This window comes from Microbulbifer maximicatervae (SeqCode), from assembly GCF_052468295.1.
On the sequence record NZ_CP174340.1, the window covers coordinates 2,806,161 to 2,831,681 of the forward strand.

At 47.6% G+C, this 25,521-nt stretch carries 24 protein-coding genes; 10 read left to right on the forward strand and 14 right to left on the reverse strand.

Annotated features, from left to right (window positions below; all coding sequences use genetic code 11):
* Positions 1 to 13: 13 nt before the first annotated feature.
* Both recQ and ACJJIQ_RS12820 read left to right on the forward strand, forming a co-directional pair.
* Complete coding sequence (gene recQ, locus ACJJIQ_RS12815; protein ID WP_445362086.1) at positions 14 to 1,819, forward strand: DNA helicase RecQ; 1,806 nt, start codon at positions 14 to 16, stop codon at positions 1,817 to 1,819.
* Positions 1,820 to 1,917: 98 nt separating this feature from the next.
* A complete protein-coding gene (locus ACJJIQ_RS12820) occupies positions 1,918 to 3,429 on the forward strand; it encodes a CoA-acylating methylmalonate-semialdehyde dehydrogenase (protein ID WP_444957210.1) in 1,512 nt (503 codons plus the stop codon).
* A 72-nt stretch (positions 3,430 to 3,501) separates the two neighbouring features.
* Here ACJJIQ_RS12820 and ACJJIQ_RS12825 read toward each other — a convergent pair whose 3' ends face one another.
* Entirely contained in the window at positions 3,502 to 5,427 is a 1,926-nt protein-coding gene (locus ACJJIQ_RS12825; RefSeq protein ID WP_445362087.1) for a cytochrome-c peroxidase, read from the reverse strand.
* 378 nt (positions 5,428 to 5,805) lie between these two features.
* Here ACJJIQ_RS12825 and ACJJIQ_RS12830 point away from each other — a divergent pair, with 378 nt between their 5' ends.
* Positions 5,806 to 6,048, forward strand: a complete 243-nt coding sequence (locus ACJJIQ_RS12830) for a hypothetical protein (protein WP_445362088.1) — start codon at positions 5,806 to 5,808, stop codon at positions 6,046 to 6,048.
* A gap of 114 nt (positions 6,049 to 6,162) precedes the next feature.
* Here the strand turns inward: ACJJIQ_RS12830 and ACJJIQ_RS12835 are convergent, their stop codons facing one another.
* The 3 genes from ACJJIQ_RS12835 to djlA all read right to left on the reverse strand — a co-directional run bounded on the left by ACJJIQ_RS12835 (position 6,163) and on the right by djlA (position 8,577).
* On the reverse strand, positions 6,163 to 7,008 hold the full coding sequence (locus ACJJIQ_RS12835; RefSeq protein WP_445362089.1) for an OmpW/AlkL family protein: 846 nt from the start codon (positions 7,006 to 7,008) through the stop codon (positions 6,163 to 6,165).
* Between the two features lie 428 nt (positions 7,009 to 7,436).
* Positions 7,437 to 7,745: a BolA family protein gene (locus ACJJIQ_RS12840; protein WP_282933570.1), complete on the reverse strand. Its 309-nt coding sequence runs from the start codon at positions 7,743 to 7,745 to the stop codon at positions 7,437 to 7,439.
* A gap of 46 nt (positions 7,746 to 7,791) precedes the next feature.
* Entirely contained in the window at positions 7,792 to 8,577 is a 786-nt protein-coding gene (gene djlA, locus ACJJIQ_RS12845; RefSeq protein ID WP_444916028.1) for a co-chaperone DjlA, read from the reverse strand.
* Positions 8,578 to 8,813: 236 nt separating this feature from the next.
* On the opposite strand from djlA, the gene ACJJIQ_RS12850 reads away from it, so the two are divergent.
* The 3 genes from ACJJIQ_RS12850 to ACJJIQ_RS12860 all read left to right on the forward strand — a co-directional run bounded on the left by ACJJIQ_RS12850 (position 8,814) and on the right by ACJJIQ_RS12860 (position 11,174).
* Positions 8,814 to 9,419 (forward strand): hypothetical protein, encoded by a 606-nt coding sequence (locus ACJJIQ_RS12850; RefSeq protein WP_445362090.1) that lies wholly within the window; start codon positions 8,814 to 8,816, stop codon positions 9,417 to 9,419.
* A 136-nt stretch (positions 9,420 to 9,555) separates the two neighbouring features.
* Complete coding sequence (gene atzF / locus ACJJIQ_RS12855; RefSeq protein WP_445362091.1) at positions 9,556 to 10,974, forward strand: allophanate hydrolase; 1,419 nt, start codon at positions 9,556 to 9,558, stop codon at positions 10,972 to 10,974.
* 23 nt (positions 10,975 to 10,997) lie between these two features.
* On the forward strand, positions 10,998 to 11,174 hold the full coding sequence (locus tag ACJJIQ_RS12860; protein WP_445364813.1) for an allophanate hydrolase-related protein: 177 nt from the start codon (positions 10,998 to 11,000) through the stop codon (positions 11,172 to 11,174).
* 85 nt (positions 11,175 to 11,259) lie between these two features.
* On the opposite strand, the gene ACJJIQ_RS12865 is transcribed toward ACJJIQ_RS12860, so the two are convergent.
* Positions 11,260 to 12,141: a LysR family transcriptional regulator gene (locus ACJJIQ_RS12865; RefSeq protein WP_445362092.1), complete on the reverse strand. Its 882-nt coding sequence runs from the start codon at positions 12,139 to 12,141 to the stop codon at positions 11,260 to 11,262.
* 91 nt (positions 12,142 to 12,232) lie between these two features.
* Between ACJJIQ_RS12865 and ACJJIQ_RS12870 the strand changes: the two genes are divergently transcribed.
* Entirely contained in the window at positions 12,233 to 12,883 is a 651-nt protein-coding gene (locus tag ACJJIQ_RS12870) for a hypothetical protein (RefSeq protein WP_445362093.1), read from the forward strand.
* Positions 12,884 to 13,531: a type 1 glutamine amidotransferase gene (locus ACJJIQ_RS12875; protein ID WP_445362094.1), complete on the forward strand. Its 648-nt coding sequence runs from the start codon at positions 12,884 to 12,886 to the stop codon at positions 13,529 to 13,531.
* A 133-nt stretch (positions 13,532 to 13,664) separates the two neighbouring features.
* Here the strand turns inward: ACJJIQ_RS12875 and ACJJIQ_RS12880 are convergent, their stop codons facing one another.
* The 4 genes from ACJJIQ_RS12880 to ACJJIQ_RS12895 form a co-directional block, all read right to left on the reverse strand.
* Entirely contained in the window at positions 13,665 to 14,114 is a 450-nt protein-coding gene (locus ACJJIQ_RS12880) for a hypothetical protein (protein WP_444927297.1), read from the reverse strand.
* 265 nt (positions 14,115 to 14,379) lie between these two features.
* Positions 14,380 to 15,696, reverse strand: coding sequence for a sodium ion-translocating decarboxylase subunit beta (locus ACJJIQ_RS12885; RefSeq protein ID WP_445362095.1), 1,317 nt, complete (start codon positions 15,694 to 15,696; stop codon positions 14,380 to 14,382).
* Positions 15,697 to 15,715: 19 nt separating this feature from the next.
* Positions 15,716 to 17,506 (reverse strand): sodium-extruding oxaloacetate decarboxylase subunit alpha, encoded by a 1,791-nt coding sequence (gene oadA, locus ACJJIQ_RS12890; protein ID WP_445362096.1) that lies wholly within the window; start codon positions 17,504 to 17,506, stop codon positions 15,716 to 15,718.
* 53 nt (positions 17,507 to 17,559) lie between these two features.
* Positions 17,560 to 17,796 carry an OadG family protein gene (locus tag ACJJIQ_RS12895; RefSeq protein ID WP_444927294.1) on the reverse strand — a complete coding sequence of 79 codons (237 nt, stop codon included), beginning with the start codon at positions 17,794 to 17,796 and terminating at the stop codon, positions 17,560 to 17,562.
* A gap of 564 nt (positions 17,797 to 18,360) precedes the next feature.
* Here ACJJIQ_RS12895 and ACJJIQ_RS12900 point away from each other — a divergent pair.
* Positions 18,361 to 19,365: a tRNA dihydrouridine synthase gene (locus tag ACJJIQ_RS12900; RefSeq protein WP_444927293.1), complete on the forward strand. Its 1,005-nt coding sequence runs from the start codon at positions 18,361 to 18,363 to the stop codon at positions 19,363 to 19,365.
* Between the two features lie 66 nt (positions 19,366 to 19,431).
* Here the strand turns inward: ACJJIQ_RS12900 and ACJJIQ_RS12905 are convergent, their stop codons facing one another.
* The 5 genes from ACJJIQ_RS12905 to ACJJIQ_RS12925 form a co-directional block, all read right to left on the reverse strand.
* Entirely contained in the window at positions 19,432 to 20,217 is a 786-nt protein-coding gene (locus ACJJIQ_RS12905; RefSeq protein WP_444927292.1) for an outer membrane lipoprotein-sorting protein, read from the reverse strand.
* Positions 20,210 to 21,424, reverse strand: coding sequence for an ABC transporter permease (locus ACJJIQ_RS12910; RefSeq protein WP_444927291.1), 1,215 nt, complete (start codon positions 21,422 to 21,424; stop codon positions 20,210 to 20,212). Before ACJJIQ_RS12910 ends, ACJJIQ_RS12905 begins: the two co-directional genes overlap by 8 nt.
* Complete coding sequence (locus tag ACJJIQ_RS12915; protein WP_445362097.1) at positions 21,412 to 22,095, reverse strand: ABC transporter ATP-binding protein; 684 nt, start codon at positions 22,093 to 22,095, stop codon at positions 21,412 to 21,414. The genes ACJJIQ_RS12910 and ACJJIQ_RS12915 overlap by 13 nt, the downstream gene beginning before the upstream one ends.
* A gap of 23 nt (positions 22,096 to 22,118) precedes the next feature.
* Complete coding sequence (locus ACJJIQ_RS12920; protein WP_445362098.1) at positions 22,119 to 22,733, reverse strand: hypothetical protein; 615 nt, start codon at positions 22,731 to 22,733, stop codon at positions 22,119 to 22,121.
* 346 nt (positions 22,734 to 23,079) lie between these two features.
* The gene (locus ACJJIQ_RS12925) at positions 23,080 to 23,967 is read right to left on the reverse strand and encodes a hypothetical protein (RefSeq protein WP_445362099.1); all 888 of its coding nucleotides are present in this window, start codon (positions 23,965 to 23,967) and stop codon (positions 23,080 to 23,082) included.
* Between the two features lie 488 nt (positions 23,968 to 24,455).
* Between ACJJIQ_RS12925 and ACJJIQ_RS12930 the strand changes: the two genes are divergently transcribed.
* Positions 24,456 to 25,391 carry an IS1595 family transposase gene (locus ACJJIQ_RS12930; RefSeq protein ID WP_445362100.1) on the forward strand — a complete coding sequence of 312 codons (936 nt, stop codon included), beginning with the start codon at positions 24,456 to 24,458 and terminating at the stop codon, positions 25,389 to 25,391.
* Positions 25,392 to 25,521 lie beyond the last annotated feature (130 nt).

Consider the following 25,521-nt stretch of genomic DNA (forward strand, 5'->3'; position numbering starts at 1 on the left):
ATACTCCCCGCCCATGAATTCCCCACAACATATTCTCGAACACGTTTTTGGCTATACCGATTTCCGCGATCCTCAAAAAGCAGTTATCGACACACTGGTAGCCGGCAATGATGCCCTGGTATTAATGCCCACCGGCGGTGGTAAATCCCTGTGCTACCAGATTCCCGCCCTGGCGCGCCCCGGGTGTGGAGTTGTAATCTCCCCCCTGATTGCCCTGATGCAGGACCAGGTAGAAGCTCTTCAGGAAGCCGGCATCCGCGCCGCTTACTTGAATTCATCAGTGGCCTACGACGAAATCCAGGCAATCGAAAACCAGCTATTACACGGTGAGCTGGATCTCCTCTATCTGGCCCCGGAGCGGTTGCTACAGCCACGAACCCTGTCATTACTGCAAAGGGTGGAACTGTCGCTGTTTGCCATTGATGAAGCCCACTGTGTTTCCCAGTGGGGGCACGACTTTCGCGCCGACTATCTGCAACTCAACTGCCTGCACGAGCAATTCCCCCGGGTACCCCGTATTGCCCTGACAGCGACAGCAGACAAGCGCACCCGTGCAGAAATTGCTCGCCGCTTGGACTTGGAAGAGGCCCGCCACTTTGTCAGCAGCTTCGACCGCCCCAATATCCAGTACCGCATTGAGCCCAAGGACAACCAGCGTCGCCAACTGCTGCAATTCTTACAAAACGGACACCAGGGCAACGCCGGGGTTATTTACTGCCTGTCCCGAGCCAAAGTGGAGAACACTGCGGAGTGGTTGAGCCAGCAGGGCTTCACTGCCTTGCCCTATCACGCCGGGCTACCCGCCGAGACCCGCGCCGAGCACCAGCGCCGCTTCCTGCGTGAAGAGGGCGTCATTGTTGTCGCCACCATTGCATTTGGTATGGGGATTGATAAGCCGGATGTGCGTTTCGTTGTTCACCTGGACCTGCCCAAAAGCATAGAAGCCTACTACCAGGAAACGGGCCGTGCCGGCCGCGATGGTGGGGCCTCAGTTGCTTTACTCCTCTACGGTCTCGAGGATGTGGTAAAGATCGGCCAGATGGTGGAGTCCTCAGAGGGCAGCGAAGAACACAAGCGCCAGGAACGCAGCCGCCTGAATACCATGCTTGGGCTGTGTGAAATCACCAGCTGCCGCCGCCAGGCCCTGCTGGACTATTTTGCGGAACCACTGGACGAACCTTGCGGCAACTGTGACACCTGTCTGGAGCCACCTGCCACCTGGGATGCCAGTGAGGCAGCGGTAAAACTACTCTCCTGTGTCTATCGCACCGGACAGCGCTTTGGCGCTAGCCACGTGATCGATGTACTGCGCGGCTCCGAGAACGAGAAAGTCCGCAAATTCGAGCACGATCAGCTCTCCACTCATGGCATCGGCAAAGACCTGAGCGCAGCCGAATGGCGGGCGATGGTGCGGCAGTTGATTGTTCGCGGTTACTTAGAGGTAGAAGGTGAATTCCAAGGGCTGAGACTCACTGAAATTTGTCGCCCGCTGCTGCGCCGGGAGGAGACTCTCAACCTGCGCAAGCTTCCCCCAAAAGCCGCACGCTCGCAGAGCCGTGACAATCGCAGCCTGGATGATCTCAGCCCAGAAAACCAAGTGCTTTGGGAAGCCCTGCGCAACTGTCGCAAACAGTTGGCAGAAGAGCGCGGCGTGCCGCCTTATGTCGTCTTCCACGATGCGACTCTGCGCGGTATGGTACAAGCCCACCCGCAAACACGCAGCGAGCTATTAGCGGTCTCCGGCGTTGGAGACAGTAAGCTCGAACGCTTCGGCGATGCATTTTTGGCGGTTCTCAGGGATTTTCCCAAACACGAATAACTCCGAACAGTCGGGAGCTTTTCCCCAAAACACAGAGCTGTGTTACAAAGGGGCAAAGCAGTAGAACAATAATTGATAAACCCGACTGAGAGAGAACTATGAAAGTAATCGGCCACCTGATTAATGGCAACATGGTTAATGACACCGGTGCCGCAGGTAACTCCGAACTCCAAGAGGTCACCAACCCCTCCACCAACGAAGTGATCGCCCAGGTTTCGCTAGCCTCTAAAGCGACTGTTGAAGAGGCCATTAGTGCAGCTGAAGCAGCCTTCCCCGCTTGGCGAAACCTTCCGACGGCCAAGCGAGTACGAATTATGTACCGCCTGCGAGACCTGCTGCAGGAGAACGCCGCAAAGATCTGTGAACTGATTACCTTGGAACACGGCAAAGTCCTCGACGATGCGATGGGGGAATTACAGCGGGGCATCGAGAATATCGAGTACGTTTGCTCTACTCCGGAAATGCTAAAGGGCGAACACAGTAAAAATGTCGGGCCGGCAATAGACTCCTGGAGCGAATTCCAACCGCTGGGTGTTTGTGCCGGCATAACCCCCTTTAATTTCCCCGCTATGGTCCCCCTGTGGATGTGGCCCATGGCAATTGCCTGCGGCAATACCTTTGTACTAAAACCCTCCGAACGCACCCCCTCCTCTGCACTGTTTATCGCGGAGCTGGGTATAGAAGCCGGCATCCCTACAGGGGTACTAAATGTAGTTAACGGCGGTAAAGAGGCCGTCGATACACTCCTCACCGATAAACGTGTCCAAGCGGTGAGCTTTGTGGGATCGACTCCGATCGCAGAGTATGTCTACACCACAGGCACCGCCCATGGAAAAAGAGTGCAAGCGTTTGGTGGTGCCAAGAACCATGCGATCATCATGCCCGATGCCGACCTGGACAACGCTGCCGCTGCTCTAATGGGCGCAGCCTATGGTTCCTGTGGTGAACGCTGTATGGCCATCTCTGTCGCTGTAGCGGTAGGTAATGAAACCGCCGATGCCCTTGTTGAGAAGCTCAAAGTACAAATTGCTGATCTGAAAATCGGCGATGGTATGGACAGCCAAAGCGATATGGGGCCACTGGTAACCCGGCAACACTTACAAAAAGTGGAGAGTTATATTGCCGCTGGTATCGAAGAAGGTGCCGAGTTGGCTGTAGATGGGCGCAACCAAACCGTTTCCGGTTTTGAAAATGGTAATTATCTGGGTGCCTGCCTATTTGATCGAGTCACTCCGGAAATGTCGATTCACAGCGGGGAGATATTTGGCCCGGTACTCTGTGTGATGCGTGTCGAGTCCATGCAAGAGGCAATGGATATTATCGATGCTCATGAATACGGTAACGGCACCTGTCTATTTACTCGCGACGGTGAGGCCGCACGCTATTTCAGCGACAATATTAAAGTTGGAATGGTCGGTATCAACGTACCTCTGCCGGTACCGGTAGCACACCACAGTTTCGGTGGTTGGAAGCGTTCATTGTTTGGTGACCTTCACGCATATGGACCCGATTCAGTGCGTTTCTACACCAAACGCAAAACCATCACCCAGCGCTGGCCTGCCAGCGGGGTTAGGGAAGGTATTCAGTTCAGTTTCCCCTCAAATCAGTAAGCACTGGGGTGGCAGCCCCTCAGGTTTCCCCTTCAAAAAAAGTGCCCGATTTTGTCGGGCACTTTTTTCTTACTATAAAGAGTTCCCCTCCTGATCTACCGCATCCAGCTGACGGCCATCCGGACCTCCATCTCTCGGCGGAATCAATACATCGATTTCTGGAGTCCCAGGTAACGCACTGGGATCAGTCAAAGCCCGGAGGAACTCAGCCAAAATTTCGATTTCGTCATCGGACTCGCCACGATTTGCTGGGCTATCACCAACCAAGTCCATGGTAAGCTGATAACCATTGGGTGCGACAATATCAACACAACCACTGCCCAAATACTCGAATTGCTCCAGCTCACACAAATCTGCAACAGTATCGGTCAAGGGTGTGCCAGTATCATCAACACCAAAATAACTTTGGATGGAATCCACAGTATTGAAGTAATGAGAGATATTTCGCTCTAAGCTGCCAAACTGTCCCGCGTGCCCCCATGGACCGGAAATGGAAACATTGAGAAGCGACGGCACCCTATATCTTTCCAAATCGCTACCATCTTCATTGGTACCGACTCCAATTTGTGGATAGCGAAACCCCCTGGACGTTTCCAAAGTAAAAAATGGCCCATCATGGCATTGTGCACAAGCAGTGTTGGTGTAAAACAGGATTCCACCACGTTTCTGCATCTCAGTCATGGCATCATCATTGCCATCAAGGAAGTCAAAGAAAGGGTTATCAATAAATAGCTGGGAAGCCTGGTAGGCAGCCAAGGCTTCAGACACCCGCAGGAAAGTTTTTTCGCTATCCCCAAAAGCGTCTTCGAAAAGTGAATCCCACTCATCACTCAAACCAGACGCAATGTTCTCGCGATAATCGCTATCACTGGCAAAGCTTCCCCGCTCACCCATTTCCTCTGCTGTAACTACAGGAAAGTGGGCCTGGGCCATCAACAGTGTCAGGGAATTACTGGCTATCTCTTCAGAAAAACTATTTACGTCATCAGAGACAACTCCATCATCAGTTCTGACCTGATTGGCTAAATAAGTAGCTTTATCCTCAATGTTGTTAATACCTGTTCTGAAACTGACTCTCCTATCCCAAAAAAGGCTATCCGACCAAATAGCAGAATTACAGGTGGGGGGCGAGTTACGCGGTAATAGCGGCATCAGATTACCATCGCTTCTACCGGGCCCCAATAAGTCAGGATTTACCGTATTTACACCAATCGGTAACGACAAACCATCACTGCCACAACCCAGTGTGGGGTGGTGACAAGATGAGCACGAAGAATCGTTATTTAAACTCAGGGATTTACTGTGAAATAAGCGCATTCCCAACTCAATAAGTGCGGGATCTTCCTCTCTGCGCAGCCGCGCCACATAAGCTCTTAATGCGCCTACTCGATCTCCCAGGCTTATAACCTCTGCGGCAGCCCTAAGACACTCATTAAGGTTTTCTGTAGCTATATCCCATACATCGCTAACTCGCTCACCCGCCGTACATTCATCGAGACGTGCAATTGTTGTATTTACTTCTGCAAAGGTTGTATCGACGGAGGTGCCGTTATACCAGTCATCGTCTCGATCGCTATCCAGTGTCCTTGCAACATCCTCATTTGACGGCTCACTATAGCTACCGTCACTGACTTTCACCGCAGCGCTGTAGCTATATTTTGTACCGCTGGACAAACCACTATCTTCGAACCGCTCAGCCTGCGTCTCCGCTATCTCTTCACCATCGCGATATATTAAATAGGAAACATCACCACTCTCATTTGGCTCCCAGGAGATACGGATAGTGGAAGCCGAAGTCGTGACGGCTATTAAGTTAGAGGGAGACTCCAAATCTGTAGACACCTGCCCCCCACTGGAACCAGAGCTATCGTCACCTCCAGAGCTGCCACTGCTCCCTCCACCGCCACACCCCCAAAGCAGGAGCACCGCAAAAACAGCCAGGATACGCGTATTTACAGACAACAATAATTTTAAATACTTCTTAAAAAATAAATTCATCTTTAGTTTTATTTAATGGTCAAATAAACGAGCTCCAAATTACTCAACAATCAAGGAGCCTCTTGCGCGGGATTATCAATTCACAAAAAACAGAGTCAACAACAACATTAAACCTCCATAAAAGAATGAGAACCAATCGAGCATTATTTTTTAAAAAACCCCCAAAAAAAATAAAAAGAAGAAACACACTTCGAAAGTGACCAAAATCAGACTCTCATCCATCAAACCCAAAATGTAAGCAACACAAGTAATCGCACCAAGAACAATCAAGCACCATTAAGAGAACACTTACCACACAGATAACACCTCCAGACTTCAAGTTATTTACTTTATATTTGGAAGATGGGATCATCTGCGTACCAACAAACGAGAAAAACAATGAAAATAACAGGCCTCACTGTCGCACTAATTGCTGTACTTCTCTCCACCAACCCAGCACATGCACAGGAGGATGCATCCTTTAAGAAATGTAAAAAGTGGCAACAAAAAATTGAGCACTTCCGCGAAGAGAGAAAAGATGGCGGATCAGGAGAGCAGATGGAAAAATGGAAAGACAAGATAAGAAAACTGAGAGAGAAATTTAAAGAATATAACTGTGATCAATATAAGCGTCACTTGTAATCAAGTGATTGATAACTGCAGCACCCAAGAAAGGTTAAGCGCCTTCCCCTTAATATCAAATGTGCGTTAAATAAAAAAGGACGCCGAAGCGCCCTTTTTTGGCTGCATGACTGATTACCAGTGGAAATCAAACTTGTAGCCTACACCAATGTTGAATGACCAGGGATCAAAGAGGTAATCACCACCGAATCTGTGGCGATAGAACTCATTGTCATCATTGGTATCGAACCAGAAGGCATCCACCTCAATATCGGTATCTACATCATAGTAAATAGCGGCAAGATTAATCAGCCAGCTACTATCATGACCGAAATTAAAGTCGACACCAATCTGCCAAGTGTATCCCCAGTTGTCACCCAGGTTTACACGACCATCCCAAGGCCGGAACACTTCAACATCATCATCGAAATCCCACCAACCCCAATGTCTCAGACGCTCATCGGTAAAGTCGGTATAGTTGATACCTACTCCCATATAAGGCTGAACCATGCAGCTGGGATCTAACGGATAATAATTCAGATAGGCGGCCGTGATCTGAGGCTTCCACCTAGCGAAATCGCGGCGACGATGGAACTCGTCAAAGTCTGGATTAAAGCGACGTAGCCAGGGCCTATTGTCTCCTCCTGTATGGCGGTCACCCTCGGTGTAACTCAGGGATACACTCATATGGTCGGTAGCCCGCCACTCTACATTGATAAACCAGCCCCACTCATCACTGGGATCAACGTTGGAGCGGAATGCACCCCAATCGTCAATAAAATCATCTGGCCCTTCGAGCCATCTGTCAGCAAATGTGACATTGTCCGAATTGGGCGAGATATAGGCCCCACCAATTCGAACCTTAAACTCCTGGGTCTTTGGTGGGGGAGGGGCATAGCCAGCCGGTCCTGCCGAAGCGACACTAGAGATTGCTAAGGCGAGGGGCGTCATAACGGGGATCAGAATACGCGTCATCTTCATTTGTGGTAACTCCATTGATATTCAGCAGATCAAACAGCAATCAGCCCAATCAATGGTCAGTCTAGTCGCACGAAGTAACAGGTGTAGAAAAAACAAACAAATGTTGGCGTGTAAAAAAGTATTTATTGTTTTCTGGCACTTAAACCGCTTTTTGGCGTTTAATTTTCCCGAACAAAGTATGATTTTTAAAATGGATAGGCGCCTCTTGGAATTCTAGCGGCCACCAGAGCAAGAGAGATATGAAGAGATCTAAATTAATAAACAGAAAATAGACGCCATTTCACCACTGATTCTTACAACCAGCAAAAGCTTATGAGGGCTTTCGTGACGCAAAAAGAAACTGAAATTTTTGAATGACTGTTTACATGAAAAACGCGACAGGCCCCAGAACTGGAACCTGTCTGAGTTGTTTTAAATAAAGCGCTGAATTACGACTTTTTTCCACCACCCTGGCATTCAGGACTCTGGGGGGCCTGTCCCTCCCACTCTTCCGGGCTGTAAGTGTGCAGAGCCAGAGCATGTATTGGGCCAGCCATTTCTTCAGACAAAGCCGCATAGACTTTTTGATGGCGCTGCACTTTCCTTGCCGAATTAAACGCCTCACTCACCAAAACGACCCGAAAGTGCATTTCAGAGCCAACAGGCACATTGTGCATATGACTTTCGCATTGCACTTCAATATGCTGAGGGGAAAATTCCGCAGTCAGTTTATCTTTAATTGTCTCAGCAAGACTCATCTATCAACTCCTTTATTTGCGATACAACAAGGCTATTTTCCAGAACCTAGCTGACAACCTTAGCCTGTTGCTTTCTCGCCTCCACAATCGCTTCATAGGCAACAGTAATACTTTTCATCTGATCATCAGCATGACGCATAAACTCTTCAGGCAACCCCTTAGAAGCAATTTTATCGGGATGGTACTCTGCTGCTTTTCGGCGATAAGCTAATTTAAGCTCTTTATCGCTAGTCTCCGGGGTACAACCCAACACTGCGTAATGCTGCTCCAGATTTGCAGCCGTACTCCTACCCCCGTGCACAAACTCATTTTGCATTGCCGCAAATAAAGATTCATGCAACCCAAGATCAACAGTGATGCGTTTTAAAATTTCTTCTTCTGCGCTATGTAATTCACCATCGGCATAAGCAACAGCAAATAATAGGCGATACACCATTTCCCGCATTGCTTGATCGCGAACCAGCTGGCGATACTGTTTTGCGTAATCGTAAATGCTGTACTTATCAGTCTTGGCATTTTCAAAAATACGGATTGCATGCTTGCGCTCCTCAGTGCCCAGACGGAGGTTGTTTCTAATAAAGCCCTCTATAAACTCCACTTCAGCTTTAGAAACCAGGCCATCTGCCTTAGCCATTTTTGCCAACATCGAAAATAGAGTCACGATGAAGATTGTCTGGGCTCCATCCCTGCTCAGGGCCGAAGCAGCCTTCCCGAGGCGCTGCTGCAAACTGGAACCAAATGAACTGCCGATCCAGGCTCCCAATGCCGCACCAATTGGGCCGCCAAACATAAAACCAAAGCCTGCACCTAACCCCGCCCCTAACCAGGACATACACTCTCCTAGACGCTAAAAGTCGCGCCCGCTATATAAGAATCAAACAAGTAAAACGCGCCTATCATACCACGTACTAAGGCGCCTTATTCCCCAGATATGAATCACTGGTCACAACCCAATGGAACTGAACCCGCCAGGTCTATCTTTTGACGCGGCAATCAATCTCGAAACTATCACTAGTCCTCAGGCCCAATTATGTTTGAGAGTGAAAATCGAACTTAAAGGCAAGCCGAATGAAAATGCGGCCAGACACAGCTCTCTTTCGCCCCCTATTGGCTTTGTGTGCCATAGCACTCCTCACGTTAACCGGTTGCGATCAACATCGAGGTGCATCCCAGCAAGAGGAGGCCAGCAGCACTCCAGGGCACCAGGACTGGGAAACTATCGTAGAGGTCCTTCTGCACCCCCGCTGCCTCAATTGCCACCAGTTGGAGATGCCACTTATTAATGAAGGGGCTCCCCATGTTCCTAGAGTGGAGCGCGGTCCAGATAATATGGGGGCAGGTACCATGCGTTGCAATAACTGCCATTCAAGTAAAAACAACCCTGTTACCGGTGCGCCTGGAGCTCCAGGGTGGGTTATGGCACCCATTGAGTTGAACTGGTCACAAAAATCCTCGGCTCAAATCTGCAAGCTGCTAACTACTCCCCAAGACAACGGCGGGCGAGCACCAACCAGTCAACTGGAGTTTGTCAGTACCAGCCCACTGGTATTGTGGGGATGGCACCCCGGAGACAGCCGCCAACCGGTAAATATCCCCCACGATAAGTTCATTGAAGCAATGAAAGGTTGGATTGCAGCAGGGACACCCTGTCCACCGGAGAGGACATCAAACTAATTATGTATTTGCTAAATCTAAAATTATGCGGTTTACATTGAGATGAAAATTCTTGAAAAAATATAATCTTAGCAATACAAACATCGAAATAAATAACAGTCCGGTATCTAGTTGAAGTTATTCTCGGAACCCTTTTATGGCCCACGATTTAACGCTAGACCATCTAAGAAACACTTACTCCCAAGGTATTACAACACCGCGTGAACTCATTGCCAGTCTATTAAAGCAAGCACTGCAGCAAGCCAATTATAACGCCTGGATAACCCTATTAACGCGAGAAGAGCTAGAGCCCTATCTAGAAGCATTGGACCGATTAAGGCCCAGCGATCTGCCATTATACGGAGTGCCCTTTGCTATCAAGGATAATATTGATCTTGCTGGAGTACCTACAACAGCAGCCTGCCCAGACTTTAGCTATATCCCTCGCGAAAGCGCATTTGTTGTAAAGCTATTGATTGAAGCAGGAGCCGTACCGCTCGGCAAAACCAATCTCGATCAATTCGCCACCGGTCTAGTAGGTGTTCGCTCCCCTTACGGAGAAGGTAAAAACTCTTTTAACCAGGAGTATATTTCTGGCGGGAGCAGTGCGGGATCAGCTATTGCCACAGCACTTGGGCAAGTCAGTTTTGCTTTGGGAACAGATACTGCTGGTTCTGGTCGGGTACCTGCGGCACTCAATAATTTAATAGGCCACAAGCCCACTCGGGGACTGCTGAGCACTACAGGGGTTGTCCCCGCCTGTAAAAGTCTCGACTGCGTGTCAATATTCGCCCTAAATTGTCAAGATGCCGCCAAGCTACTTGATATTACGGCGAAGTTTGATTCAGCCGATATCTATAGCCGTACCACCCCATCTTCAAATAGGCTGCGGTACTTCCAGGAAAGCTTCCCTAACAATAAGATCATTTTTTCTTTTGGTATACCTGAGCAACCTGATTTTCAAGGGAACAAAGAAACCCAGACACTCTTTAATCAATCTATCAAAAAATTAAAACTGCTGGGCGGACAGGCTGTAACTGTAGACTTTAATCCTTTTATAGAAGCGGCAAAGCTACTATACGAAGGTCCTTGGGTAGCCGAGCGCTGGATTGCAACTCAAGGTGTAAAACCGAAATCTATGCTTGAGGTAATCCGGAAGGTTATTAACTCCGCGGAAACAAAAACTGCAGCTGATGCTTTCTTGGGACAATACCGCTTACAAGCACTAAAGAGAATCTGTGATAAAACACTGGAGAATGTCGATTTTATCATTATTCCCACTATACCGACTGCTTACACCCGCCAGCAAATATCCGAGCAACCCATTCAAAGAAATTCTATTCTCGGAACCTACACAAATTTTATGAACTTATTGGACTATTCTGCGACCGCAGTACCCGTTGGCTTTCTTAGTTCCGGAATTAGTTGGGGAGTCACTTTGTTTAGCCAGAAATATTGCGATATGTCCCTGCTAAGTTTTTCTAATAGTTTACACCAGGCCTGTAATCTCCCATTGGCTGCTACAGGAGAACGCCCGGGAGAGACATCCAACCAAGACAGCGGCTCTCGCCATTAGCTACACAGGACAAGCTGGTAAAAATTGTAGTCTGTGGTGCACATCTCAAAGAGCAACCTCTCTACTGGCAACTCACTAAGCGGGGAGAACAGTTATTTCAGAAAACAACAACCAGTCACCAATACCGACTCTATGTTCTCCCCGAGGAGGAGCGCCCGGCTCTGGTTCGAGATGAATCAGGAGATGGGCAAGCCATCTAGGTGGAAATATGGCAGTTACCAACCGAATATTTCGGCAGTTTAGTTGCTACAATACCCTCTATGGAAGCTGGCTCCAATCCAAACACTAAGCCCTCTCGGCAAATTTACTTAGCCAGGAGGCATTCGTTTTCCTTCCTACTACAAAGATCTCTTCACTAGATTTTATATCGCCATCCTCCACCCTAACGATTACTCCACCCATTTCAGTTATCAGAGGCTCAGGCAGAAAAGCGAGCAGCCTACTATTTTTTACTAGCTGGCAAAGAACCCCATAATCATTTACAACGACCTGCACCTTGCGAGGATGATTAATTTCCGGCCAGCCATCGCTACCTATCCCCCGCTCTTCACCACAGAAGGGAGATATCCTAGGTGCGGCAAATGGATATTTCAAAATATCTGACAATGCAGCCTTCACTTCAGCCCCCTGCTCCACTATCAAAGGGTGATCAGGTCCTGCAGCAATACACATTGATACTGAACCAAGTGGCCGGGCATCCATCGAGGATGACAATTGCCCCAACACTGCTCCGGTTATCAGAGCCAGATCTACCTCCCCCCTGGATAACATCTTCAATGCCAGGGCTTCATAGGCCGATGTAAATGACAACTGCCCCCCTGCTTCCTCACTAATAATTTTGCGGTGGATAAATGTACTCCAAGCTAGTTGCAGCATGGTCGGAGCAGCAATTCGGCACTCCTGATTTCCCTCTAGCCCACCAACTTCAGAGCGAATTCTTCTGGCAATCGCCACAATCTCAACTGCCCGACTTTGCAGTCTGCGGCCTGCGTCATTGATTTTCAGTTGCTTGCCAACTCGATCAAACAGGCGAGTACCCAGCTCTCCCTCCAGCCTTTTTAAGGTTTTACTCAATCCACCTGGACTCGTATCCAGCCTGTCTGCGGAGCGCTGCAGGTTCTCCGTCGCAGCAATCACTAGAAACTTCTCAAGTGCTTCTATTTCCATAGTGGAATCAAATGTCTCTATTTTTGAATCGATTATTCACTAGAGTACTCTTAGAATCCCCTGCATCCAAGGTCATAGCTACACAAAACCGATGAAAAATATTCTTCTCTTTTTCGCTCTGACAATCAGCTCAAGCGTATGCTCCGCACAACCTTCATTAGCACGAAGTGACAATTCGATCGGAATTCATGGCATGGCCTTGTTTACCGTCGGCGGGCAAATTATTGCCACACACATGCCACTACATGGCGGAAAACACAGTCATCAAGTTATTTTGGAATTGGAGACTGATGACCAGGAGGAGGTGCAAAACCTCCTCAAGCGAAACGAGTTAGTTACATTGCTTCCAGAGGAATTTTCTTTACGCGAACTACGCGAGGGAAAACTCAATGCCTTTAACGCCCAAATGTTTACAGGGCATTTTGAACGAGGAGGAAAACTTGCGCTGCAAGCTGTTACTTTCCGGGTAACCTCTCGACTAATGGACAGCCCCCTTACCCGAACAGAAAATGGGCACTACCAATTAATACTCCTTAAAAATTACACTTTGCTTGTGCATGAAATTGCATCCACCCCCAGCTTCGACCAAATACTGCTGGTCAGCACCGACCATAATTTTTCCAGCGACATTTATAGCAGCAGTTTAAAACCGCTTTCGAAAGATAGCTGGCCAAAAAGCCTAACTAAAGCCGGCATCCACTATAAGGAAGAGCTGTATTTTGAAAGTCAGGATTTCCAGTAAATGACCAAACCGATACTGATTATCCAACATGAGGAGAATGAGGGCCCGGGGTATATTTATGACTGGGCTACAGAGAAGCGAATACCGCTTTCTATCATTAACCCCCAGAAGTCACCACTTCCTCAAAGCGGCTTTAGCGGAGTTATTATCCTTGGTGGGATGATGAACGTTTGTGAGCGCGCAAGGCTCCCCTGGCTTGCCAATGAGATTGCATGGGTAAAAAACTGCATTGAACTTCCGATCCCAATATTGGGCATCTGCCTTGGGGCACAGATTCTTGCATATGCATTGGAAGCAGAGGTCCGCCAACTTCCTCAAGAGGAAATGGGCTGGCTACCTATAAGGTCTACAACAGCACTGAATTTTAATTTTGAGAATGTGTTCCAGGCACATAGTTATTTCTTTGAAATTCCGGAGGGGGCAAGCTGCTTGGCTGAATCTGATTTGTGCCATCATCAGGCCTTTTTATTCAACAAAAGAATAATGGGTTTGCAGTTTCACCTAGAGTGGTCCAGTGAAGATATTGCCCAACTATTTCCTGAATACTTTAAGACCTATGGCTCCTCAGAGAAACTCCATCAGCAAGGGCGTGACTTTTTATATAAGATCCTAGACACTCACTTCAGCAAACTAGGCAACCTTAGATAAGAAGCTTAAGTATGGACAGGGGTTGCTGAGCTGTACTCCCACCTAATAGTTATCGTCCTTCCTTTGTAAGGGGTAGCCAGGGACGCATACTCACTCAAGAGTTGCTGCCCCCTATCAAACTAGCTGTTAGTTACTACTCATCGGAGCATTTAATTCCGCTCTCAAAGCAAAGGCCACCACGTTGAGAGCAAATTTCAAGTAATCTCCCCTTCGCTTCAATACGACTAAAACCCTTAGAGTGAATACCGCCAGCTTTTACATCTGACATATAGCAGGCCCACTTAGGGCGCTCCTCTACAGGAACTGGATGTACGAGTTCAGACTGAGCTTCAATACTCGCCTGTAATTCCAAAATCAAATCTTGAAGCCGATGGACATTTTTTCGCAACCTCACCACTTCTTTTTCTAAGTCACGAACATTTTCAGATCCCACACTCTGCTTGTGTTCAGAGCGTACTTCTTTACGGAGCTTAACCACCTCTTTCTTTAACAGGCGAACTTCTTCCGCAGTTTGATGATTATCATGTGCAAACGCACTGGTGGAGAAAAGAGCAAAGGCAATTAAGAATGGCAAACTACGCATTGGGGTTACTTCCTAATGAATTTTATTCCAGTAAACATTTTGGGAGGAATATAGCGCAACTAACCTTAACTCAAAATGAATTCTATCGATGGAGATGCTCTATTGACCTGATAAGCGTACCAAATCCATCCATGACTGCCTCTTCACATTATTTAAATCAGAAGGATCTGTTTTAACCAGCAAAAGCGGACAAAATGCATTTGTTTTAGGTCAACAAAAAAGGGCGAACACTGTTCGCCCTCTCTTCCAAAGCCATGGATTTTGGTTACCCGCCAGTAAGGCTCCGCACCATACTGATCATCACACCCGCAGCTACCGCAGAACCGATAACACCGGCTACGTTGGGGCCCATTGCGTGCATCAACAGGAAGTTGTGAGGATTGGACTCGAGTCCCACTTTGTTGGACACCCGCGCGGCCATAGGTACGGCAGAAACACCGGCAGAACCAATCAATGGGTTAATCTTGTGCTTGCTGAATACATTGATCAACTTAGCCATCAACACGCCAGCCGCTGTGCCGATCGCAAACGCCACAATACCCAAAGCCAAAATACCCAGGGTTTTAGGATCGAGGAATTTGTCTGCCGCCAATTTTGAACCAACGGAAAGTCCCAGGAAAATAGTGGTGATATTGATCAGCGCATTCTGAGCAGTGTCTGACAATCGGGAAACGACTCCGCACTCACGCATCAAATTACCAAAGCAGAACATACCCAACAGCGGTGCAGCAGCTGGCAGGAACAGGGCCACCAAAATCAGCAGCAACATCGGGAAGGCAATTTTTTCCCGCTTGCTCACATGGCGCAATTGCACCATTTCAATTTTGCGTTCCTGCTCAGTGGTCAGGGCTCGCATAATCGGCGGCTGAATCATAGGCACTAGCGCCATATACGAATAAGCCGCTACAGCAATAGCCCCCAACAGGTCTGGGGCCAATAAGCTGGAAACATAGATAGCTGTGGGACCATCTGCTCCACCGATAATACCGATCGCAGCGGCATCCGCGATTGAGAAGTCCATGATTCCCGCTACCGAGAGACCCACAGCACCGAGCACCGTGGCAAAGATCCCAAACTGGGCCGCTGCACCGAGGAACAAGGTGCGCGGATTGGCGAGTAGCGGACCAAAGTCGGTCATAGCCCCTACGCCCATAAAAATTACCAACGGCGCAATGCCGGAAGCAATAGCTACGGAATAGAAGTTATACAGCATACCGTTATTGAAACCGGCATCCCGGGCAAACTCAGCTGCTTGTACTTGCACGGCTGCCGGCGCACTGGCCAGAGCTTCCTTTAGCGCGGGTAAAGCTGAAGTACTATCGAGGCCCAGGATCTGGGCCATTTGCGCCAAAACAGTTCCATCTCCCTGGGTAAGGGCTGTCTCTACGGCTGAGAGTGCCAAATCAGCACCGGGAATATTGGCCAGGATTCCGCCGAAACCGATAGGTACCAAAAGCAGGGGCTCAAAGTTCTTGCGAATGGCCAAAAACAGCAGGCCCAGGCCCACCAAAATCATAATGAACTGGCCCGATGCCATTTGCGCGACACCGGAGGAATGCCAAAGAGTAATCAGATTATCCACGTGTGACTCCTACCTTTGGCTATGCAATAGACAGCAGGGCATCACCCACCGCCACTGAATCGCCTTCTTTTACTGCCACACTGGCGACGTTACCGGCACGAGGGGCACTCACCACAGTTTCCATCTTCATCGCTTCCAGTACTAACACCGCCTGGCCTTCGCTCACCTGATCCCCAGGCTTCACCATTACTTTGAAGATATTTCCAGCGAGAGGCGCATTAACCGGCTCACCTCCGGTAGCAGGCATGGAAGGTGCACTAGCTGCAGATGCTGGAGCACCACCGGACACAGGGGCAATATTGGTTAAGTCACCACCATCGGCCACAGTGACGGTGTAGCTCTGCCCCTCCACAGTCACCGTGTAAACTTCTTCACCTTTGTCGTTCTTGACTGCAGCACCTTCATTACCGGTAGGTACTGGCTCAAAAGCTTCTGGATTACCACGGTTCTTCAGGAACTTCAGGCCAATCTGCGGGAAGAGTGCATAGGTAAGCACATCGTCGATCTCCCCCTCACCATCGGTCAGGGCCACATCTTGTTCACCCGCTTTCTCTTGAAGCTCCAGGGTTAACTTGTCCAACTCTGGTGCCAACAGGTCTGCCGGACGACAGGTAACCGGATTCGCCCCATCCAGTACCCGGACCTGCAGCTCCTGGTTAACTTCGGCAGGTGTTGCACCGTATTCGCCTTTCAAGACGGCGGCAGTCTCTTTAGAGATTGACTTATAACGCTCTCCAGTCAGAACATTGAGCACCGCCTGGGTACCCACAATCTGTGACGTGGGAGTAACCAGCGGGATACAGCCCAGGTCTTCACGCACCCGGGGGATTTCCTCGAGTACATCATCCAGGCGATCCCCGGCACCCTGTTCGCGCAGCTGGTTTTCCATATTGGTGAGCATGCCACCGGGTACCTGGGCCACCAGGATGCGGGAATCCACGCCTTTCAAGGAACCCTCAAACTTCGCGTACTTCTTGCGGACGTTACGGAAGTAAGCCGCAATTTCTTCCAGCAGGTTAATATCCAGCCCGGTGTCCCGCTCAGTGCCTTCCAAAATGGCCACCAACGCTTCGGTTGGGCTGTGACCATAGGTCATGGACATAGAGCTGATCGCGGTGTCCACGTTGTCGATACCCGCCTCGATACACTTGAGAGCGGTAGCCGTAGATAAACCGGTAGTAGCGTGGCACTGCATATGGATGGGGATGTCCACGGCGGCCTTCAAACGTTTCACCAGCTCGTAGCCCTCATAGGGGCGCAGCAGACCGGCCATGTCCTTGATCGCGATGGAATCCGCTCCCATATCCTCGATCTGGCGCCCCAGATCCACCCACAAGTCCATGGTGTGTACTGGGCTCACGGTATAGGAGATGGTGCCCTGAGCGTGCTTATCTTGTTTCTTCACCGCAGCCAGTGCGGTTTTCAGGTTGCGCATATCGTTCATCGCGTCGAACACGCGGAACACGTCTACCCCATTGACTGCAGCGCGCTCTACAAACTTCTCAACCACGTCATCCGCATAGTGGCGGTAGCCGAGAATATTCTGTCCCCTGAACAGCATCTGTTGAGGCGTGTTCGGCATAGCTTTCTTCAGTTCGCGAATACGCTCCCAGGGATCTTCGCCGAGATAGCGTATGCAGGAGTCGAAAGTGGCGCCCCCCCAGGACTCCAGAGACCAGAAGCCAACTTTATCGAGCTTCTCAGCAATCGGCAGCATATCGTCCAGTCGCAGTCGGGTAGCGAACAGTGACTGGTGGGCATCGCGCAGGACTACATCGGTAATCCCCAATGGCTTTTTAACCTCAGTCATGGGTTATCTCTCTCGGCAGAAATTATTGGAAATTGTTTGGAAGCGATTGGTGGTTAGCGTCTTTTGCGATGCTGTTCGATCGCCGCTTTAATCACCGCATGTAAATGGGCCTTATCATTCCCAGCGGTTCGGGAAGGCGCGTGGGATACGGGCTCCGCTTCGGGGAAAAAGCGGGAGATGACTCTCGACATAATACCGGTACCGATCACCAGCAATAGCAGAAAAGTAAAAACAATTCCCATACCAAACAGGGTGATATCTAACCCCTGTTGCAAAAGTGTTTCTTGCACTGTTTATTCCCCCTGGCACCAGGCAATAAAACCATCCATCCTGGACGGTTTCATCTGTGCCCGTAACACTACGAATTTATGTATCTATTTATTCAGGACAGCTGAAACACCCCAATTGATATTTTGTGCGTATGTAAAATCTTCGCTCACAATTAAACAAATTTATGTCGTACAACCAATAAACTTGCCCGGGAAAATCTCACTTAGCCCAGCCGTCCCAAATTTCTGCACATCGGAATCTTATTCCCTAGACCGGTAATTTCAACCGCCGCTGCACCTGGCCCTCCCCCAAAAAGAGCGGGCACACAGGAAAAATTCGTTAGTTCCAAAATGCTGATATTTTTCTATTATCAATACAAGTTGCTTTTAAAATCAAACACTTATTGGTTTCAGGGGCAACGGAGGGGTCTAAATTACCACGCCCAATTTTGGTGCAAAACATCAATAGACTGAGTTTATTTCTCCTACTTTTATATACTGAAGAATGATCAATTTTGCGCCATTACAATAACTTGCTGATAGAATATGCGCCTTTAGATTTATGATTTACCTCTCAACTGACTTATGACCGACAAGACACCTACCCCAGAACCTACGATTTACCAGGCACCAATGGAGGGGGTAATCGACCATCACGTACGTGCCCTGCTCTCCGCCATTGGAGGGGTCGATATCTGTGTTACAGAGTTTGTTCGTGTCACTAATACTCGCTTGCCTCGCAGAGTATTCACCCGCTTGTGCCCAGAGGTCGACAAAGGTGCGAAGACCCCAAGCGGGATTCCAGTACGGTTACAGCTGTTAGGCGGCAACCCCAATGCAATGGCAATTAATGCAGTAAAAGCAGTTGAGTTCGGTGCTACAGCAATTGATCTCAATTTCGGCTGCCCTGCAAAATCAGTGAATAACAGCGACGGTGGCGCCTGCCTATTGCAAAGCCCTCACAGAGTGGAAGCTATTGTAGGAGCGGTTCGCCGCGCTGTCCCGGAAAACATCCCTGTCACCGCAAAAATCCGACTGGGCTTTAATGATCGCTCTAGCTATATGGATAACGCCCAGGCCGCAGCAGCTGGCGGCGCAAATGAACTGGCAGTACACGCTCGCTCCAAAGTCGATGGCTATAAACCCCCAGCCTACTGGGAATACATCGGTGAAATTCGCCAAAAACTCGAAATCCCAGTCATTGCCAACGGGGATATCTGGACACTTGAGGAATTTCAACGCTGCCGTGAAGTAACCGGATGCCAAGCATTTATGTTTGGTCGCAGCCTGCTAGCCAGGCCAGATTTGGGCAAGCAGATAAAAGCCTACTGCTCAGGTGAGAGCTATACAGCAATGGGCTGGCAAGAGATTATTGAAATTCTTTGGGGTTACTATCAAACCACCCGAGAAGTTTACCCTTCCAAGTATCTGGGCAATCGTATTAAGCAATGGCTCGCTTACTTGAAATTGGCTTTTCCTGAAGCCCAATTGTTCTTTGATAAAATAAAACGTCTCAGGGAGGCAGAAGAGCTTGATAGAGCTTTTTCCGAAGAGCGGAAAATTCAAATAACATCAATTGAGGCAGCCTAATTTTCCGCACCTCTGCCAGTATCGGAATTGATACTGGCAGAGGAAGTTACCCGCTCAGATCCACTCTCACAGATCCATTTTTGACTGTCGACTCAAGTATGCCGGATTGAAGAATTTTTCCGCTAACTGATGCGCAGTACTACTTTCGTAGTGAACTCTGGTTTCAGTGGTAGCCTTGATACTATCAACTAATACCATCTCCTCCACAAATAGTTCTTCATCCTTTACCCCTGATACAAAATGCGCAACCTTAGCCAATTTTCCAGATTTCAAGTAAAGCTCCGCTTGGATTGGGAAGAGACTCTCACTATCAAGCCACAATGTTATCTTTTGATAGCTGGCTCCTTTGGTTTTTGCCTCCAGCTGAAGTTTGTGGGTCAATTTATCCTTTAGAATTTCACTTGCCTCGAATTGCCCCCGATAGTCCTGGCTCCAAGTCAAAGTGGCGATATCACCAATTGAAGCCTCCCCCAGCAATCTTTGCATCGGTGTAATGCGGATAGGGCGGCGGCTGCGGGGCATCAATAGCCAGTAGTTATCCTGCAGCATCAGCATTTTTTGCCCCTCTTCACCAACACCTTTAAATACCACCAATGATTTTCTCTCAGGGCGAGTATAAACATGGTAGCGATCTTCGCTTTCTAACTCTCCCTGTTTAAAAACCTGGATGTTGGTGACAACTTTTGAAGATGACTCTCCAAGACGATAGGAATCGGCTTTGGCCAACATGCTTTCTACCTGTACAGCGGAAAAATGACTTTCCTTCTCCTCAGTCCCAGCTGAAACAAAGGGAGAGAACATCAGCAACAAACCAATCGCCAAGCTAACTCTGCCTAATCTTAATTTATACATGGACCAATGCCTCAGTAATCGGTTTATTGACTCCTTTCCGCGCCGCAAGGAAGGATGAAAAAACACATATCGCAGCTATTGCAACCGAAATCATCCAAGCCAAGTTAATAGAGAAATAAACAGTCAAAGGATATCCCGTTGTTTTTCCCGGAGGTGGCGGCATAGTAATATCAAACATCATCAACCCGGCGCTTATCAGACCAGCCAAAATAACACCTGCTAAAGAACCCACTACAGCAAGTACTAAAGCCTCCAATATAAACCCTGTTATCAATTCCACTTTGGATGCACCCAATGCGGACAGGGTACCTATTTCCCGTGTTCTCTCTGTTACCGACATTGCCAGCGTATTGAAAAGCGAGACAAAGATAACCAACGCCATAATGATCCCCATCAACCCAAAAATTCGGTCATAAAGATTCTTTACTCCCTGATAGAAAAAGGCACGATCCTCCCAAGTGGTAATTTCCAGCTCTGGAACTAACTCACGCAGTTTTTCTTGCAAACTCGCTGTCTTATCAAGATTGTAGCCATAGATTGCCATGGTTGAGACCCGCTCACTATCTAACAGGAACTGCGCAGCCTGAACCGAAATATATACTTGACGCTTATCCATATCTGGAACACCCGTCCCGAAAACTCCCCTAACCTTAAAATCCATTGCATTGAGGGCCCCATGAACGGTAGAGGACATTAAAGTAATATAATCCCCAGGGCTTACATTAAGATTTCTTGCGAGATCCTTACCCAGCATAATCTCAGGATCACTGACATCTTCACGGTTTGATAAAATACTGCCCTCAGTGACATTTAGAAAAGGCCCCTTCACCCGAAATTCACTTGGCAATATCCCCTGACCTAAAAAAATAGTAGATTTATCACCATTGGAAATTAACCCTTGCAGATAAACTCTAGGCTGCACAGCCTTCACATTTTCCCCAACCAACAAGTCCCTACGTAATTTATTGGCATTATCTAAACCCAGCTGAAGAGGAAAATCCTCATCAGAAGAGAAATATCCCGGCTGTGTTAGCACCAAATGCCCCTCACTACGCGCCGCGTTCTCTTTAAGGGATTGATACGTAAATAGGCCAAAACCTCCGGAGGTCATCAAGGCCGTCACCACAATGGAAATTATTGCAACGGCAAGAAAGCTTCTGCGGCGATTGCGCAATAAATTTAAAACCGCGACTTTTAAGCGACGCATAAAGCACTCTCCTGCAGAATTACACCATCTTTCAGCTCAACAACTCTATCGCAATGACGAGTCATTCGATCATCATGACTGGCAACAATAAAAGCTGTTTTTTGCTCCATTCCTAAATTTTTCATTAACTCAATAATTTGTTGTGCGGTAACACTATCCAAGCTGGCCGTAGGTTCATCGGCAATTACTAGTTTGGGCTGGTGCACCAGTGCTCGAGCGATTGCTACTCTCTGCTGTTGTCCACCTGAAAGTCGATCTGGCCTGTAGTTGGAAAACTGGGACAGCCCGACATGATCCAACATGCCCATTACACGCCGTCTTACTTCACCTTCTTTCATTCTATTTAAAAGAAGTGGAAAGGCTACATTCTCAAAGGCTGTCATTACCGGAACCAAATTAAACTTTTGGAATACAAAACCCAACTGGGTACGACGGATCTTCATTGACTGCCGATGGCTTTTTCTCAGCACCTCGCCGGCAAAGCAGACTTCTCCGCTGTAATCATGATCCAGTAGCCCGCAAATATTTAACAAGGTACTTTTACCAGACCCCGATGGTCCGCACAGAGCTACCATAGTGCCTGCTCCAATATCCAGATTCACATCTTTTAGCGCCCGAAGTTGAACCTCACCGGAAGTGTAAGTCTTTTCAATATGAGTGAGCTGTAACATAGATTCACTACCTGTTCGTACTATTAGTCAGAGTTTTTAGCATCACCACATGGATTTGATATGCCATGACTCTCAGCCTTTGCTCCCCATAAATTCACTAACTCCTTGTCACCCTCAAGCTCTGCAGCCTGCAATGCGCCACAGTAAATCCAGTGAGTAGCGTCTGGCGGCATATATCCCATGCGTGGATCACCCATCAACTCATGATAAAGTTCAAACCCACGGTCAAAAGAATTAAAGAACTTTGGCACCTTAGTAAAAGTTGTTGCAGCAATTCCTTTGAGCAGCAAGTCTTGAGGCATCCCCTGAGAGGAACGACCAGGATTTTCCATTTCTTCAATTATGGTGAGCGCCTTATCCATACGGGCAATTCCATTCTCTGCATAACTGACCTTTCTCCAGGGCAACCAGCTTTCTTTTGCCATTAGAGTCTCACTAGCCCCCAGGTAAAAAAGTACAATAGGATCAGAAGGGTTATCTTTCTGTAATGTCTTAAAAGCCTCATAGGACTCCTCTATCGCCGTCCCACCCTGTGCTGCCGCTTTTTGGTACAAATCTTCCATTTTTGCGTCCTGGGCAGCAAAGGATGAAACGCTTACCCCAAGATTTAAAGCCATTATTACAAGTAACCTTTTCATTACACTTCTCCTTGCTTCTGAATTTTTAATAGATTACCTAGCATCCAAATACCATTCAGGACAGTGCGATGAACTGTCTCTGGAGAGGATAAGAGGCAAAAACTTATGCTGAATGGCTCTAGAGGATGGATAGGTGGAAAATTACTGCACGCGAAGAGATACTATCGTTAAGGCGTCTAAATTTAGGAGAGTGTACTAGTTAGTAAAGACTGCAGAATCGCCAAAATATTGAAGACTTGGTAACTAAATTGATACTAATAAGATTGTGCGATGCACATGGAGTGGATACAGATCAAAAGAGCAGCTCCCTTGATCTGTATAAAATATCAAATGAAATTTACAAAGACTAATCCACCATTGCAATATGGGTGATCATTTCACCGACAGACTGCCCCAAATTATTTGTAGCTATAGTACGAACAATAAAAACATCGTTTTCAACATCTAAGAGTTCTACTTTTATATCTACATCTTGCCCTGCTAGCGCTAAGTTGTCCGCACACAAATCCGCAGAAGTAACTATAAAACGAGCACTATCTTCACCTGTCAACCGCCTCAAAAATATACAACATGACTTAATAAGGCTCTGCGAGGCAATAGCAACGGGCAACGCTTTCACCTTATCAAAATGCCCCATGCACATTTCTGGAGTAACTCTACCGATACTTGCCGTCAGAGACATTAGATCAATATTATGTACATTAATATCAATACTTTTGGAGTAAGGGTTAATATCGCTAATAACAGGAGTGATATCATGGATACTATCACTATATATCTTATGGAAAGATCGCTCTCGCATTACATGATATTTCACGTTAAGTCGTGCCGCCACTTCACCAGCAGGGTCTAACAATTCTGCCTCAGCAACTAACTCTCTCTTACTGGCAAATACGGCTTTGGTTCGAGCCAGAAGGTAATCAGGGCGCATATCAGAAACAAAGCTATCATAAGTTTTCAAATCAGCTTTGCGCGCCAAGTAGTAATGCTTGGATCTTACTGGATTGGCCAAAGCGCCAAAACAAGAGCCCAAAATTGCCAAGTGTCGACCAATCTCCGCGACATCCATTAAACTACTTTCATATGTACTTTGACATTGCACAGGCACTTTAGCAACAAGCCAGCCGTCAGCGTCAAAATGTAAAGCCTCTAGCGCAAAGTAGGGAGATTTCACCTCAATTAGATCCTCAACTCCTTCTACAGAAGAAGGATCCAACTTAAAACTATCCAACATAATTATTCCATTAATTATCGGAGAAAATTTACACACAGGTACTCACAGCAGAATACCTGGCATTACAAGAGGAAAATAGATTAGGCACTTTCGGGAAGAATGCAGCATATATACCTTCCCAGCCATTTAAGAAAATGTCCTAAAATAGAAAAACCATAAAGAAAAATCTTAGCCTATTTTACAAGCCAAATGAGCAGAAAATAGACCTTCAGGCAGAATCTCAAGCACCAGGCACAAACAAACTCAAACCCACCAAAATAGTTAATCTACAATTAAAAAACACTCCACCCCTCAAGTCGCGGGCAATTATGCCAATCAAACCCCTAAAGTAAATTACCGACAATTACAAAAACAACCCCTCAGTTCGCACAAGATTACTAGTCAAACCATATAGCAATAGCATAAAAATACCTAATTACCACTCTTGCTAAGTTATGCGTAACTGTATATAAATACAGCTATCTCGTTGATCTGCAAGGGAATACGCCATGGCTCGCAACAAGGTACAGTTTCAGAAGGGTATTAGTTTGACCCAATTCCTCAAAATGTACGGCAGCGAGGAACAGTGCTTCGATGCACTGTCGCAGTGGCGTTGGCCCAATGGCTTTAGTTGTCCTCACTGCGGGCATGACAAGCATTGCGACCTCGCTTATCGCAAGCTTAAGCAATGTAACCATTGTCGGCGTCAGACATCGATTACCTCTCGTACAATTTTTGACTCCACGAAGCTCCCCCTCACCACCTGGTTTCTCGGTATTTTCCTGATTACTCAGGATAAGAAGGGCATTTCCTCTATGGAGCTATCTCGACATCTAGGTATCTCTTACAACGCAGCATGGCGTATGAAGCAGAAACTCATGCAAGTGATGATGGAGCGAGACCAACGATACAAACTGTCCGGTTTTATTGAACTAGATGATGCCTATCTCGGTGGTGAGCGTACTGGATGCAAGCCCGGGCGCGGAGCCAAGGGTAAAACTCCCTTTGTGGCGGCCGTTGAAACAACCAAGGAGGAACGCCCAACCCGTATTAAGCTCTCAATTATCAAGGGCTTCAAAAGCAGTGAAATTTCAACCTGGAGTAAAAAGTACCTTTGCAGTGGCAGCACAGTCATCTCAGATGGTCTTCCATGCTTCAATGCCATTAAGGAGGCCGGTTGTGTACATGACAAAATTGTTTGTGGTGGTGGCCGAGCTTCTGTTGAAGAGCCTGAGTTCTATTGGGTAAATACAGTACTTGGTAATTTAAAGAGTGCGCTACGTAGCACTTACCATGCTATTAGGCCGAAATATGCACAGCGCTATTTGGCAGAATTTCAATATCGCTTTAATCGGAGGTTTGATTTGTCGGCACTCATTCCAAGATTGATTTACGTCTCTCTTCGGACACCACCGATGCCAGAAAGGTTGCTAAAAATGGCTTAGCATAAGTGGTAATTAGGTAAAAATATATAAACAAGCATCCAAATTCAAACCCAAACAGCAACCATCCTAAAGCCTTGGCAATTAAACAGGGCTGTCCCATATAAATCGGTGTAAAAACGAACAAAATAGA